The sequence below is a fragment of the Rothia sp. HMSC067H10 genome, assembly GCF_001810635.1.
GTDB lineage: Bacteria > Actinomycetota > Actinomycetes > Actinomycetales > Micrococcaceae > Rothia > Rothia dentocariosa.
Genome location: NZ_KV802317.1, coordinates 144,633 through 159,327 on the forward strand (window position 1 = coordinate 144,633; position 14,695 = coordinate 159,327).

The window sequence follows — 14,695 nt, forward strand, 5'->3', positions numbered from 1 at the left end:
ACAAAATCGGAATACCTATCGTGGGCGCGAAGACCTGTTAGAACGAAGAAAGTGACACTATGGCGACTGAAGAGTCCTCTGGAAAACTCCGAGAGTTTGATCCCTCACGGTATGTTTTCACCCAATCTGATCAGCCTGTTCTCATTAAATCTCGCACAGTACTTCCTGCACGCCGTGAAAACTTTGAGGTTACAACTGCTGACGGAAAACGCCTTGTGGGTGAACTGGCACTTCCCGAAGGGGAAATTAAAGCTACTCTCGTGACTTTTCACCCGCTTCCAACGCACGGCGGATATATGGATTCGCATGTGTACAAGAAGGCTTCATTCCGTCTACCAGCGCTTGCAAATATTGCGGTTCTGCGGTTCAACACCCGTGGTACTTCTTCGATCCGCGGTACAAGTGAGGGCGTGTTTGACGGAGGATTTGCCGAGAAAAAAGATTTTGACGCGATCTTAAAATATGCCGTAGAACGCCAGCTGCCGAATATCTGGTTAATTGGGTGGTCTTTCGGTACAGAACTTGTGCTCAAGTATGCCCCAAAACATGCATCAGAATTTGTGGGGGCTATTCTGCTTTCTCCGCCTCTGCACCGAGTGCATCCCGCTGAACTGGACGAATGGAATAAAATCTCAAATCCGCTCTATGCCTTTATCCCGGAGTTTGACGATTATCTACGCCCCGCCGAAGCGCGCGAGCGTTTTAAATCAATAGCCCGCACTCAGGTCGTGCCTTTTGAGAACTGTAAACACCTTTGGGTGGGTGAAAAGTCGGTAAACAGCGTGATCAACGCCCTTGTCTCTGTGGTGACGGGTCAGCAGACCACACTTCCTACCGAATACAACGGCCCGGTCGCAGAAGAGATTACTGAACCATAATCTGTCTCTACTCCGTCTATACGAAGGATGCGCCTGCCGCTTTTCTCAACGGCGGGCGCATCCTTATATTTCTAAGAAAAGGGTTTTACCGATGGTCTTGGCGGGGAATAAAGACTTCCTTCACCAGAATCAGTAATGATGCGGCAACAGGAATCGCGATAAGCGCGCCCAAGACGCCCCACAGTGCACCGCCTGCAGCGACAGCGATAATAGCGAAACCGCCGGGAACCGAAACAGCCTTTGACATAATACGCGGCGAAATTACGTACGCCTCGATCTGCAGGTAAATGAAATAGGCGATCGCGAATGTGACAGACATTTGCCAGCCTTGCGTCAGAAGAATGAGAGACACCAGAACAAGCGCCGCTACGCCGCCAACCAATGGGATGAAGGCCAAAATCAAGACGAACACAGCCACAAGTTGAGGGAATGAGAACCCCAAGATAATCATGGTGATAAGCGCAAAGGTTGCGTTGAGAACAGCGACAACTCCCTGCCCCATCACATAGTTACCAACGGCACCCGTGATACGTTCGGTAAGTTCCTCAACACGTTCCCGCTTGGAAGCCGGAGCCAAACGCGACCCCCACGCCTTAATAGTGCGCATTGATGAGAGGAAATAGAGCGAGAGGAACAGCACAATAATAGTGCCGGTCAAAATCTGCGCAATTGTGGAACCCGCAGTAATTAGGTTGCTCATGAATCCGCCGACCGCAGAGCTTGATGTAAGAGACTCTAGGAACTTTGGAACGTTGTTATTAACCCAGTCGTTAACATGCAGAACGTCATCAATGCGTTTGAAAGTATCAGAATCGATGAAATCCTGATAAATAGCGGGTGCCCGATAGACAAAGCTGCTGGCCTGTGCGCTGATAATAGGCACAATCCACACCACAAGTCCGCTAATGATGGCTGCGAAGGAAAGAACCACAATCACCACACCGGCACCGCGTTTAACGCCGAAACTCTCAAGTTTACGAACAATGGGGTCAAGCCCAAGCGCGATGAAGATAGCGCCAGTGACCCAGCCGACAAGCGCGCCGACATTGGTAAAAGCGTAGTAAGCCAGCAGGGCCAGACCAACACCAACCGTCGTCAGGAAACCGAAAGATACAGGATTATGCAGCGGTGAGCTTTTCTCATAAATATGAAGTTCAGAAGCCTCATCGACTTTTGGAGCGATACGGGGAGGAAGAGAGGCTTTGCGGCGTTGTGAGCGTGCCTGACTGATGCTATCGGTCAAATCGCTGATGGTACCCGTAATATGTGAAGTCAGGGATTCGCGCTTTGTAGACGATGCGGAACCGTCCTGTTCAAACATGTGTTCTTCTTGCTCCGGCTTTTTCCGCGGAACCCGGGGAACTGGGGGAGGAGTCTGCTGGGCTTGCGGATTCGAGCTATCGGACATAGTCTGCCTTTCATAAAGCTTACCTGGCTATTCTACCGGGCATCTCTGAAAACTGTATGCGCTCGCAACATTCTTGAGGCAGAAAGCTACCGAGTAAGCCTATCTGAAATTTCGCGCACCTCGAACGATTGCCGAGAATCCTGTAAAACAGCGGGTCGCGCGGGATAATTAGGGAGTACGTTAAATTTCTCTGAGGCTCGCAAAGGATTCTCGATGACAATTCCTCCCACCCCGAACCAACTGCCAACAAACCCCCAAAGCTCAGCAGAACAAATTCCCGCGTCGGTACGTAGCGCTCCAGTGCTTGGCGGTCACGATATCAGTACTTCTACACCCACTGCAGCACAAAGCAATTCGGCGAAAAGCTGGCGTTTCGATGTTGCAACACCTGAAGATTTTCAGAAGTACGTACAACTGTCTACTCAAGGTGCCGTGATCTTTGGGCTATATGCCCCGCATTCTCCAGCGTCGCTTGAAATGCTAGACGCCGTCGAAAACCTAGTCAATGCGGCGGAAGGTGCGATGCTGCTTGCCGCCGTCGATATTACGAAACTTCCGGAGGCTGCCCAAGCGTTTGGCATGGACGGCGTACCGGCAAGTGTGGCCGTTATCGCCGGTCGCCCGGCCCCTCTTTATAACGGTCAGATTAGCCCGCAGGATCTTTCAGAAATGTTGAAACAGGTCTTGCAGCTTGCCGTGCAGTATCAGCTTCCCGGTGGGTTTGAACCTGCACCTTCAGAGGAAGAGAAGACGCTGCCGCCTCTGCACGCTAAAGCTTTGCAGGCCCTTGACGAACGCGACTATGAAGGAGCACGAGCCGCCTATCGCGAGGCTTTGACAGAGAACCCGGGTGACCATGATGCTAAAGTTGGGCTTGCTCAGGTTGATTTATTAGCTCGTGTGGCAGATTTGGATCTTGCCCAAGAGCGTGAAGCAGCTGCATCCGATGCTCTCAATATTGAGGCTGCCTTTAACGTTGCCGATCTTGACGTTATAGGCGGGCATGTTGAAGATGCCTACGCACGACTGTTGCGACTTTTTAAATCTGTTTCTCCGGAAGATAAGACCCGAGTACGTGAGCGTCTTGTGCAGCTCTTTGATGTTGTGGGTGCTACAGACCCGCGGACAGTTAAAGCACGAGCTGAGCTGACGACGGCAATTTTCTAGACCCCATAGAAGAGAAAATAAGGCGGGATGTGTGTATCTTATGGTGCATCCCGCCTTATCTACACCTTCAACGTGAGGTTCATAGAAAATACTCTAGTCATCCTTATAGTTCATGCTTTAAAAAGTTTTAGAGAATTATTGATGATATAAGCCCAAGATATGGTTCTGAAGTATTCCCAAACTGGTACCGTTGTGTGTATGAAAGAACACAATTCTGTGCCTGGGACGGCACCTGAGGACTACGGCTATTCACCAGAGAATACACAAGCTGGTACACCGGCGTATGATGCTGGGTGGTCAATGACCGAACAGAGTTATGTAAACGCGCAGCCGGGGAGCTTGCCTCAAGTCACCCGTGAGGCTCTTAGTCACCAACCTGGTGCGCACCTTGTTAATGCCATCGAAATTCATGGTTTGACGAAGGCGTTCGGCATGACTGTTGCCGTTAATCGCATTAATCTTTCCATTCCTACCGGCTCTTTTTACGGTCTGGTAGGGCGCAACGGTGCCGGTAAGACGACGACTATCTCAATGGTTTCGGGTATGCTGCAGCCCACCGAAGGCGTGGCATTGGTTAAGGGAACCGATATGTGGCAGAACCCTTTGGAAGCCAAAAAGCACTTGGGTGTTCTGCCGGATGGCGTGCACCTTTTCGATAAACTCACAGGTGAACAGCTTATTACCTATTCGGGGTACCTGCACGGTCTCGAACGTGACACTGTTGCCGAACGTACCAAGGATCTTCTGCAGGCTATGGATTTAACCGATGCAGCAGGTCGCGCGGTCGCCGACTATTCAGCAGGTATGACTAAGAAGATCGCCCTCGCAGCAGCGCTGATTCATGCCCCTTCAGTCTTGATCTTGGATGAGCCCTTTGAAGCGGTTGATCCGGTTTCAGCGGCTAATATTCAGGATATCCTCAAAGGATTCGTCGCCTCAGGCGGAACAGTTATTCTCTCATCGCATGTCATGGACTTGGTGCAGCGTTTATGCGATCACGTCGCCATTATGGATGAGGGACGGATTCTCGCTGCGGGTACGGTTGATGAGGTGCGTGGGGAATCTACTTTGGAAGAACGTTTCATACAGCTCGTGGGCGGACGCACCACCTCGGAAGGACTGTCATGGTTGCGCACCTCGTCTCACTAAAATGGCGGTATGTGCTTGCCTCGCTCAAACGTAGTGTGTGGGCGATTATTGGTATTGCTTTTGGCGCCCTGTACCTGCTTGGCGTACTGACTGGTTTGGGATTCACTTACGTTGGTTTAGGGATTGATGGTAGTTTAGATGGTCCTGCACTCGCCCTATTCCTCGGGTTTCTTGTATCTCTTGGCTGGGCTCTTATCCCCATTGTCTGGACTGGCCTAGACGGAACCCTTGATGAAAGCCGCTTCGTGTTATTCCCGCTAGAGGCTAAGACGCTGCAGAAGGGGCAATTTTTCGGTGGGTTTATAGGTCTTCCAGGTATAGCGACGATTATCCTAATCCTTCTGGGAACCCTTGGATTTATTGGTAATCCTGTGGGACTAGCAGCCTATCTGCTGAGCATAGTGTTGGGGCTGGCTTTGCTGATGACAGTGGCGCGCCTTGCCAATCAGCTTGGCGTTTATTTGAATGCTAACCCCCGTATTGATCTTATCTTCAAGATTATTCTGGGCGTGCTGTTGGTAAGCTCGGGCTTCATATTCAGTGGAGCTATGTTCTATGTGATAGATCATTTCCAGGAGATCACTCAGAAAGTTCAATGGTTGGGGTATACGCCTTTCGGGTCCGCTTTTGCGATTGCATACCATGTGGCGGCGGGTAACTGGGCTCTAGCAGGTCTAAGTCTGGTACTTTCCCTCATATACCTGGGTGGTGCTTGGGTATTGTGGGGTCGTAGCCTCGAACGCTCAATGCGTAATGTCAGCGGTGAACAAAAACGGGGCAAGGCTAAGAACCTGACGGCAGGAGATATTGGTATTTTTGCGAGGTTCCCAAACACTGGTTGGGGTGCTGTGGCTGCACGTACCATTCATAGCTACTTCAAAGATACGCGCATGACTTTGCTGATCGTCATGACTGCCATGCTCTATGTACTCTTTGCTCTCGTGATGCCGCTCTTCACGAGCAGCATGGGGTCTCGTGTTGCGACGACGGGAATCCAGCTCGCTAATTCCGGGGCTGGACCTGAAACGCTCTTTGGCTTCTGGGTTTATTTCTGCAATGTCTTCACAGGATTCTACATAGCGTATATGGTCTCGTACGATAACACGGCTTTTAGTCTGCACGTGCTCTCGCCTCTGTGTGGGCGTGATGATAGGCTCGGGCGTGCACTCGGACATTCCATCGTAATGCTGCCAATCGTCGTGGTGATGTCCTTTATTATGTGCGCTGTCCACGGGCTTATAGCCTATTACCCGGTCGTGCTTTTGCATCAGCTGGGAGTCTACGCAGGAACCGTAGGGTTCGGATTGATGCTTGATACAGTGCTTTCACCACCGGTCGCGCCTCCTGGAGCCAACCCCTTCAAAACGCCTAAACAGCCAGACGGCTTTGCGAAGCAGCTTTTGCTGATGGGCAGCATGATTATCTGCATGCTAATCGCTCTTCCCGGTGGGATTGGCTCGTTCATCTACATGGTCGGCGGCAAGGACGACATGGTGCTGATTATCTCTGGCGTTATCCAGCTGGTTATCGGTGCTGCACTATTCATTATCGGAGTTTCTGCAGGGGGTAAACTCTACGATCGCCATAGCTCGATGATGCTTCAGCGGGTTGCAAAGTTCAATACGAACTAGAACCTATAGAGAATATGGGGGGCGGCGTTATGGGACAGTTACACGTATGTTTCCAAGCGTCGCCCTTGTTCTCTATGGAATAACTCGGCATCCCTTCCCGTTGTTACACTAGTCTCTACAATAGAACTAATAGCACTAAGACGGCGAGAGCATACTTGGAGGAGAGAACATGAGCTCCATTGAAGGCGTTGAAGATCCCTTTGGCCCCGAGACGGCGGGCGGTACAGCACTACTTGAGCGGGAAGAAACCCAGCTTTCTGAGCCGGGCGACCATGAACGCTTCTCGCACTACGTGCGTAAGGAAAAAATCATGGAATCCGCCCTTACCGGTGAGCCCGTTCGCGCGCTGTGCGGTAAGGTGTGGACTCCTGGACGCGATCCCCAGAAATTCCCAGTCTGCCCAACCTGCAAAGAAATCTACGAGGGTCTTAAGCCTGGTAAAGATAATTCGGATAACGGCGACAAATAACCGAAGTTTCGCTCCGGAATCTGAAGAGTATGTGCCTGCATCCCCATCATGGGAGCGCAAGCACATACTCTATTTTTGGGCTCAAACAGACTTCGCGTCGGGCAAAATAATTGCGCGAACCCTCGCGGACGTATCACGACACGGTGGTAGAATTTATAATCTGTGTTTCTGTAGGGGCCTTTGTACACAGGAAATACTGAATCAAAGGTAAACCAGAGAAAATATGGGGGAGAAGAGCATGAGCGAGTACGAAGAACCTACATTATTTGACAGTATGGTTAAGCCAAAGCTCTCCCCGGCATACCCTGACCGTGCACCCTGGGGTACTTCCGTCAGTCTGCGTGCCTGGCAGGCCGAGGCGATGAAAAAATATTTTGAGACGAACCCTCGGGACTTTATGGCTGTAGCAACCCCTGGTGCGGGCAAGACAACCTTTGCTCTCACCTTGGCACGCGAACTCTTCGATCGCGGGGTTGTGCGAAAACTTACCGTGGTAGCACCCACCGACCACCTCAAGAAACAGTGGGCGGATGCCGCTGCTAAGGTCGGTATTCCGATCGATCCTAATTTCAAAAACGCCGATGTTCACGTTGGACGCCAATACAAAGGCGTAGCGCTCACATATTCGCAGGTTGCTAATAAGCCGCAGCTACACGCCCGAAATACCGAAAATGACAAGACTCTTGTTATTTTCGACGAAATCCACCATGCAGGTGATGCTTTATCTTGGGGCGATGGTCTGCGTGAAGCTTTCGATGAGGCCACACGTCGCCTTGCGCTGACCGGTACACCATTCCGATCTGATGCCTCACCTATTCCATTTGTTACCTATGAGCAAGACCATGAAGGTATTCGTCGATCGCGAGCCGATTACTCCTATGGTTATGGCCCCGCACTGAAAGACCACGTGGTGCGGCCAGTTATCTTCATGGCATATTCCGGACAAATGCGCTGGAGGACCTCTGCCGGAGAAGAAATGGCGGCGAATCTAGGGGAAGGATTCACTAAAGATATTACCGCCCAGGCATGGCGCACCGCACTTGATCCTCAGGGTGAGTGGATTCCCACTGTGCTCTCTGCGGCCGATAAACGACTCACCGAAGTGCGCCGCGCTGTTCCCGACGCGGGAGCGCTCGTCATCGCAACTGACCATGCCGACGCCAAAGCCTATGCCGAAAAACTGCACAAGATTACGGGGGAGAAGCCGACCGTAGTACTTTCTGACGATCGTGAAGCATCCGCTAAAATCGACGATTTTCGTGAAAGCAACAAGCGGTGGATGGTCGCGGTACGCATGGTGTCCGAAGGGGTGGACGTACCCCGCTTGGCGGTGGGTGTGTATGCTACCAGCACCAGCACACCTCTCTTCTTCGCACAGGCGATTGGCCGTTTTGTACGCGCCCGTAAACGTGGGGAAACCGCATCTGTCTTTCTGCCGTCTGTGCCGCAGCTGATGATGCTTGCCAACGATATGGAAGTTGAGCGTGACCACGCCCTCGACCGCCATACCACCGACGACGATATCGATCCAATGGCTGAAGGGCTGGACGATGAAGCGCTCGAAGAAGCAAACCGCGAGGAACGCGCTTCCGAACAACTAACGCGCGGTAAATTCGAGGCGATTGGTTCGCAAGCTTCCTTCCACGGCGTGCTCTTCGATGGCTCCGAATTTTCGTCAGGTGGTCTGGAGATCGGTTCGGAAGAAGAACAAGACTTCCTCGGTATTCCCGGTTTGCTGGACGCCGACCAGGTGGGTACTCTGCTTCGTGCACGCCAGCGTGAACACGCATCCCGCCGCCCAGCGACAGCAGCTCCCGCGATTGTGGACCACCGCCAGCTCAAAGAGATGCGCAATAAACTGGCGAAAAACGTGGCAGCCTGGTCTATCCGTTCAGGCAAACCACACGGCGTTATCCATAATGAGCTGCGTAAAATTTGCGGTGGTCCCGCAGTTGCACAGGCATCCGCGGAGCAAATTCAGGCTCGCCTGGATAAATTGGCGGATTGGTTCGTGGGCAGGAGCTTGTAGAATAATCTCTCCCCTGGCTAAAGCGCTTCTGTGACGGTAATACCGTCATCCTCCATGTCGGCGATAACATCATCCAGTTTGTCTTCATGAACCGGCGCCGTGAGGTCAATCAGAACGCGAGTTTCGTACCCGGCGTCTACTGCATCCTTTGCCGTCGCTAGTACACAGAAGTCGGTCGCGATCCCGACAATATCAACATCTTTAACATCATGTTCGTCGAGCCAATCGGCGAGCGGGGTGTTAGGTGCCTCATCTTCCAACGATGCTTCGGGATCGTGCTCACCGGTCATCACGGAATCTTCGGCAGCTTGAAGACCCTCGAAGCCCGAATATGCCGCCTCATACTTGCCTTTGCGGAAATATGCTTCGATATAGTCGGTATCAAGATTCGGGTGAATCTCTGCCCCTTCGGTGTTGGCGACGCAGTGTACGGGCCAGGAATTCACATAATCTGGATTTTCTGAGAAATGATCGCCCGGATCAATGTGCCAGTCTTGAGTTGCCACAATGGCATCGTACTGGTGGTGGTGTTCCTCAACGTATTCGCTAATTAGCGATGCCACGTTGGCGCCTTGCTGTGTTGCAAGGGCTCCGCCAGGGCAGAAATCATTTTGAACATCGACAATAATAAGCGCTTTTGCCATGTGTATAGTCCCTTTCTTGGCAATATCTGGATGGGCTGTGGCTAGATAAATTCGGTGGGAATAACGGGTTCGCCTTCTGAAAGGCGACGAGCGGATTCGGGAAGTTCCGCTAGGGATGCGCTATGTCGTTTGGTTGCGGTGCGTACCGCCTCCTCGCCAGTAAAACCGGGCAGGAGCTCGCCAGAAACCACAAAATCGCGAATAAGATCGCGAGTATTTTCGAGGGCAGCGGGATTGTTCCCCGTTCCGATAAGCTCAGCAGTAGCGATGCCCAAGGAATTGTGGCGGCGCGCAGCTTGCTTTGCACCACCTAGAGAACGTTTGCCAGCAGAGGTTTTAGCGACGGGTTCCAGCTCGCCAGCAGTATTTTCACGTTCCACCAGCTTGTACACCATTGCAGAGGTAGGGGCACCGGAACCGGTTACCAGCCTGGTGCCCACACCATAAGAATCTACCGGCGCGGCGGCTAAGGAAGCGATAGCATATTCATCAAGATCACTTGTCACTGTAATCTTGGTGTTGTGGTTGCCCAAAGAATCGAGAAGTTCACGCACGCGCTGCGCCGATGCTACCAGATCACCTGAGTCTAGGCGGATTCCGCCGAGCTCTTCGCCCGCGAGTTCCACGCCAAGGCGTACCGCATTCTCGACATCATAGGTATCAGCAAGAAGGGTCGTGCGTGCCCCTAACGATTGCAGTTGCGCTTCAAAGGCTTCACGCTCAGAGTCGTAAAGAAGGGTAAAGGCGTGGGCGCTGGTACCGAGAGTGTGAAGCCCATAGCGCCTGCCCGCTTCCAGGTTAGATGTTGCAGTGAAGCCTGCAATAGCAGCGGCACGTGCCGCCGATACAGCGGCACGTTCGTGCGCACGGCGCGAGCCCATCTCAATACAGGGACGGTGGCCCGCCGCCGCAGTCATACGTGATGCTGCAGAGGCAACAGCTGAATCATAGTTCAAGATAGACAACAGGTAGGTTTCTAAGACGCAGGCTTCTGCGAAAGTTGCTTCGACCTGTACAACGGGGGAGTGCGGAAAGAAAATCTCTCCCTCGACATAGCCTCGAATATTGCCGGTAAACCTAAAGTTCTCAAGGTATTTTAGGGTTTGCGCATTCACAACATTGCGAGAGGCTAGAAAAGATAGATCTTCGTCATCGAAGCGGAAAGACTGAAGCCCTTCGAGAAAGCGTCCTGTACCTGCGAGCACGCCGTAGCGGCGGCCCGCGGGCAAGCGACGTGTAAAGACTTCAAAGGTGCAGCGGCGATGCGCAGTTCCAGAGGCGAGCGCTGCCTGGAGCATCGTAAGTTCGTAATGGTCGGTTAGAAGCGAGGTAGTTGCCATATGTCTCATTTTAGTTGTCTGTTAGGCAGGTTACTACCTTTACGGGATGTGTTGTCCGCGACATAATGTAAATTTGACTTTAATATATTTATGATTATTTGAACGGAATCAATCCCGCAGGAACAAAGCCCCCACGAGTATAATCTTATGCATGACCAACAAGCTCACCCATCTTTCCAACCACACTGTGACGGCTGTTCTTGCGACCGATACTCTAGATGCCACTGAGCTTGATGCGACGATTGACGAAAATCTTGAAACGCAGACGCCGTGGCAGGTAATCGTCTGGAACGATCCCGTTAATCTTATGACCTATGTTTCCTATGTTTTTCGCGCTCATTTCGGGTTTAGCCGTCGTCGTGCCGAGAAACTGATGCTCCAGGTGCACAATAATGGCAAGGCTGTTGTGTTCACCGGTAGTCGTGAGGATGCGGAAAAGCATACCCAGGCCATGCACGCGTGGGGTTTGATGGCGAGCTTTGAAAAGGCGGAGAACTAATTTATGGCGCAGGGTTTTCGACATACACCGCATGGCTATGCCGCTCGATTTGAGAAGGCTGAATTTGATCTTATTCGAGATCTAGCTGAAGACGTGATTGCTCTTCTGGAATCTCCGGATTCGGAAAATCATGATCCTCTTGAAGCTCTCATCGGTATTGTCGAGAATCCCAGCATCCCAGACGATCCAGCGGTGGCACGAGTACTGCCGGCTGGAAGTAGCGATCCTGAGGCAGCGCTGGAATATCGCCGGTACACCGAACAGGATTTACGCGCCACGAAGGTGGCAAATCTGAGTCTCCTCGCTTTCGATATTGAAGCGGGAGACATTGTGCTTAGTGATGAGCACGCGCATGCGTGGGCGTCTGCACTTAACGATATCCGTTTAGTCTTGGGAAGCCGTTTAGACATTATCGATGAAGAACGTGCAGACCAGGTGCACCATCTCACGGACTGGTCAAAGGTTGAGAACGATGACGATTATTTGGCGGTCGTGTACAACTTCGTGACCTGGGTACAGGACTCGCTTATGGTTGCGATGCTCGATTCGATGGAAACCCCACAGTCTTAGAAACGTGCTGCTCAGAGGCAAGGTAAACGCATCGCACGATGCCCTCCAGATTAACGGATCCAGTACCGCATGCGATATGAAACATCACTGCCCGAACCTTGATGTGGCTCATCCTATAGGGTGGTTTAGGACTCAGAGACGGCTATCTAGAACAGGACAGTATCTGTAACACCTTAGAATGAAAATAAAGTACATCATATGCTGAAGGACAACAGGTAAAGTTCGTGAGTGATAACTTAGATACCTCAAATCCATATCGTACCCGCACCCCGTGGGGAACCCCCGCGCCACCGGCTGGTCCAACATCAAGCGCACCCATCGGAGTTTTTGACTCCGGGGTAGGTGGTCTGACCGTTGCGCGCGCTATTATGGATCAGTTGCCGCATGAGCGCATTATTTATGTAGGCGACACCGCTCATGGACCCTACGGCCCGCTCAAAATTGCTGAGGTTCGTGCCAATGCTCTGCGCATTATGGACGAGCTTGTTGATTCCGGTGTAAAAATGCTGGTTATTGCGTGCAATACTGCCTCTGCCGCCGTGCTTCGGGATGCGCGCGAACGCTACACCCGCCACTACGGTATTCCCGTGATTGAGGTAATTCAGCCCGCCGCGCGTCGAGCACTAGCCGCGACCCGCAACCGTAAGATCGGGGTTATCGCCACAGAGGCAACGGTAACCTCACGCGCTTACGAAGATACATTTGCGATTGCCCCGAACCTTATGGTGCAGTCTATCGCATGTCCTCGATTCGTCGAGTTCGTGGAGAAGGGCGTGACATCCGGACCCGAACTTTTGCGTACTGCCGAAGAATATCTGCAGCCCCTTAAAGGTTCGGGAGTAGACACGCTGGTACTTGGCTGCACTCACTACCCTTTGCTGACGGGCATTATTTCCTACATCATGGGGGAGGACGTAACTCTTGTTTCTTCGGCAGATGAGACTGCCAAAGACGTTTATCGGGCACTTCTTACCGAGAATATTGAGAACCCTGACCTTGAAACGAATCCGCATCATGAATTCTTAGCGACCGGCGAATCTGAGACTTTCGAGAACCTAGCGCGCAGGTTCTTGGGTCCAGAAGTTCACAATGTGCGGCACACGGCATCTGTGGCAGAACGATTCCCCACGGGCTCTTTGGCGGCTCTTCCCGCACCAGCAGGCAGCGAAAAGGCCACTACGAAAGACTCCAACTCCGAAGAAGCCTCAGGACTGCCTTCCGTCACGATCGACTCAAGTCTTGCTGCTTTCACACACACCGAATAGGAAACACCCCGTATGCGCTTGACGATTATCGGCTGTACCGGCTCGTTTCCCGGACCAAATTCTCCGGCGAGCTGTTATCTGCTCTCAGCAACCGACTATGCTGGGCGCACGTGGCGTGTGCTCATGGATATGGGCAACGGCTCCCTAGGCGTACTTCAACGGTATATTGACCTAGCTGAGATTGACGCTATCCTGATATCGCATCTTCACCCTGACCACTGTATTGACCTCTCCGGTTTGCATGTCGCCGTGAAATGGGATCCCCGAGGCTGGCCCAAAGGTAGGATTCCTCTCTACGGACCTGCCGCCATTAACGAATATCTTTCGGCAACGCACGGGCTTGACCCAGACCCGGGCATGAGTACCGAGTTTGAATATCATACTTGGGACGAAGGGCATAAAGTCGAAATTGGACCTTTCACGGTCGAGCCATTCAGGGTACTCCACCCCGCTAAAGACCCTTACGCCCTGCGTATTACCTGCAATAGCCGGGACGGCAGAACACTTTTTGCATACTCCGGTGATACCGATACATGCGATGGGCTCATCAAAGCTGCCCGCGGTGCCGATCTTTTCCTGTGCGAAGCGGCGTATCAAGAAGGACGTGACGATGCGTTGCGCGGTATTCACCTGACCGGTAAGCGCGCCGGTGAAGCAGCCCAAGAAGCCGGGGTACGCAACCTTTTGTTAACGCATCTGCCCGTGTGGAACGACCCCGATATCGCCCGTGCCGAGGCACAAAGTGCATTCGACGGGCCGGTAGGCGTCGCCGAGGTTGCAGCAAGCTATCGCGTGCATCCTAGGCCAGCACCCACGCATCCGCCAACCTCAACCCTGAACGTTATCGAACTGCTCGATCCACCTATGTCAAACATATCTCTTCCACCGGAAGAAGAGTAGGAGAACTATGACTTCTGTAGCCCGTGCCGACGGTCGTGCCCTCAACGAACTGCGCCCCATCACCATCACTCGCGGATGGTCAAACCAAGCCGAAGGTTCGGCGCTGATAGAGTTCGGCGATACCCGGGTGCTGTGCACCGCATCCTTTACGGAAGGGGTGCCGCGCTGGCTTAAAGGAGAAGGAAAAGGCTGGGTGACCGCAGAATACGCTATGCTTCCGCGCGCTACAGGAACCCGGTCTTCGCGCGAATCCGTCAAGGGGAAAATTGGCGGTCGTACACACGAAATTTCCCGTCTTATTGGGCGATCCCTACGTGCCGTTATCGATATGAACGCGCTGGGGGAGAACACTATCGTTCTGGATTGCGATGTGCTTCAGGCAGATGGCGGAACCCGTACCGCTTCGATCACGGGTGCCTATGTAGCGCTCGCCGATTCTATCGCGTGGGCACAGCGTAATGGTCTGCTTTCACTCGGTGCTACGCCTTTGAAAGACTCTGTGTCAGCTATTTCCGTGGGTATTATCGACGGTACTCCCATGCTTGATTTGCCCTATACCGAGGACGTGCGCGCTGAAACTGATATGAACGTGGTCGTGACCGGATCCGGGAAATTTGTGGAGGTTCAGGGTACGGCAGAAGGCGCACCGTTTGACCGTGATGAGCTGAATGCTTTGCTCGACCTTGCTTTAGAAGGCACCGCCGAACTTGCTCGGATACAGCGTGAATCTCTTGAAGAGGGGTAAT

At 52.5% G+C, this 14,695-nt stretch carries 14 protein-coding genes; 11 read left to right on the forward strand and 3 right to left on the reverse strand.

The features are described from left to right. The first annotated feature begins 59 nt into the window (after nucleotides 1–59). Nucleotides 60–878 (forward strand): alpha/beta hydrolase, encoded by an 819-nt coding sequence (locus tag HMPREF2756_RS07675; protein ID WP_070619980.1) that lies wholly within the window; start codon nucleotides 60–62, stop codon nucleotides 876–878. 85 nt (nucleotides 879–963) lie between these two features. On the opposite strand, the gene HMPREF2756_RS07680 is transcribed toward HMPREF2756_RS07675, so the two are convergent. Next, complete coding sequence (locus tag HMPREF2756_RS07680) at nucleotides 964–2,199, reverse strand: AI-2E family transporter (protein WP_070619983.1); 1,236 nt, start codon at nucleotides 2,197–2,199, stop codon at nucleotides 964–966. 300 nt (nucleotides 2,200–2,499) lie between these two features. On the opposite strand from HMPREF2756_RS07680, the gene HMPREF2756_RS07685 reads away from it, so the two are divergent. The 5 genes from HMPREF2756_RS07685 (at nucleotide 2,500) to HMPREF2756_RS07705 (ending at nucleotide 8,731) form a co-directional block, all read left to right on the forward strand. Continuing rightward, on the forward strand, nucleotides 2,500–3,453 hold the full coding sequence (locus HMPREF2756_RS07685; protein WP_070619986.1) for a co-chaperone YbbN: 954 nt from the start codon (nucleotides 2,500–2,502) through the stop codon (nucleotides 3,451–3,453). 300 nt (nucleotides 3,454–3,753) lie between these two features. Then, nucleotides 3,754–4,602, forward strand: a complete 849-nt coding sequence (locus tag HMPREF2756_RS07690) for an ABC transporter ATP-binding protein (RefSeq protein ID WP_070621040.1) — start codon at nucleotides 3,754–3,756, stop codon at nucleotides 4,600–4,602. Beyond that, entirely contained in the window at nucleotides 4,578–6,233 is a 1,656-nt protein-coding gene (locus tag HMPREF2756_RS07695; protein WP_070619988.1) for a transporter, read from the forward strand. Before HMPREF2756_RS07690 ends, HMPREF2756_RS07695 begins: the two co-directional genes overlap by 25 nt. A 169-nt stretch (nucleotides 6,234–6,402) precedes the next feature. Further along, the gene (locus tag HMPREF2756_RS07700) at nucleotides 6,403–6,702 is read left to right on the forward strand and encodes a DUF3039 domain-containing protein (protein ID WP_070619990.1); all 300 of its coding nucleotides are present in this window, start codon (nucleotides 6,403–6,405) and stop codon (nucleotides 6,700–6,702) included. 238 nt (nucleotides 6,703–6,940) lie between these two features. After that, nucleotides 6,941–8,731: a DEAD/DEAH box helicase gene (locus HMPREF2756_RS07705; protein WP_070449552.1), complete on the forward strand. Its 1,791-nt coding sequence runs from the start codon at nucleotides 6,941–6,943 to the stop codon at nucleotides 8,729–8,731. A gap of 17 nt (nucleotides 8,732–8,748) precedes the next feature. Here the strand turns inward: HMPREF2756_RS07705 and HMPREF2756_RS07710 are convergent, their stop codons facing one another. Further along, nucleotides 8,749–9,375, reverse strand: a complete 627-nt coding sequence (locus HMPREF2756_RS07710; protein ID WP_070523551.1) for an isochorismatase family protein — start codon at nucleotides 9,373–9,375, stop codon at nucleotides 8,749–8,751. Nucleotides 9,376–9,416: 41 nt separating this feature from the next. After that, on the reverse strand, nucleotides 9,417–10,724 hold the full coding sequence (locus HMPREF2756_RS07715) for a nicotinate phosphoribosyltransferase (RefSeq protein ID WP_305793909.1): 1,308 nt from the start codon (nucleotides 10,722–10,724) through the stop codon (nucleotides 9,417–9,419). A 142-nt stretch (nucleotides 10,725–10,866) separates the two neighbouring features. Here HMPREF2756_RS07715 and clpS point away from each other — a divergent pair, with 142 nt between their 5' ends. The 5 genes from clpS to rph all read left to right on the forward strand — a co-directional run bounded on the left by clpS (nucleotide 10,867) and on the right by rph (nucleotide 14,694). Then, nucleotides 10,867–11,214: an ATP-dependent Clp protease adapter ClpS gene (gene clpS, locus HMPREF2756_RS07720; protein ID WP_013398899.1), complete on the forward strand. Its 348-nt coding sequence runs from the start codon at nucleotides 10,867–10,869 to the stop codon at nucleotides 11,212–11,214. 3 nt (nucleotides 11,215–11,217) lie between these two features. Then, nucleotides 11,218–11,784: a DUF2017 domain-containing protein gene (locus tag HMPREF2756_RS07725; protein WP_013398900.1), complete on the forward strand. Its 567-nt coding sequence runs from the start codon at nucleotides 11,218–11,220 to the stop codon at nucleotides 11,782–11,784. A gap of 224 nt (nucleotides 11,785–12,008) precedes the next feature. Continuing rightward, nucleotides 12,009–13,049: a glutamate racemase gene (gene murI / locus HMPREF2756_RS07730; protein ID WP_070619999.1), complete on the forward strand. Its 1,041-nt coding sequence runs from the start codon at nucleotides 12,009–12,011 to the stop codon at nucleotides 13,047–13,049. 12 nt (nucleotides 13,050–13,061) lie between these two features. Beyond that, complete coding sequence (locus HMPREF2756_RS07735; RefSeq protein WP_070449564.1) at nucleotides 13,062–13,949, forward strand: MBL fold metallo-hydrolase; 888 nt, start codon at nucleotides 13,062–13,064, stop codon at nucleotides 13,947–13,949. 7 nt (nucleotides 13,950–13,956) lie between these two features. Beyond that, nucleotides 13,957–14,694: a ribonuclease PH gene (rph, locus tag HMPREF2756_RS07740; protein ID WP_070620002.1), complete on the forward strand. Its 738-nt coding sequence runs from the start codon at nucleotides 13,957–13,959 to the stop codon at nucleotides 14,692–14,694. Nucleotide 14,695: the final 1 nt, after the last annotated feature.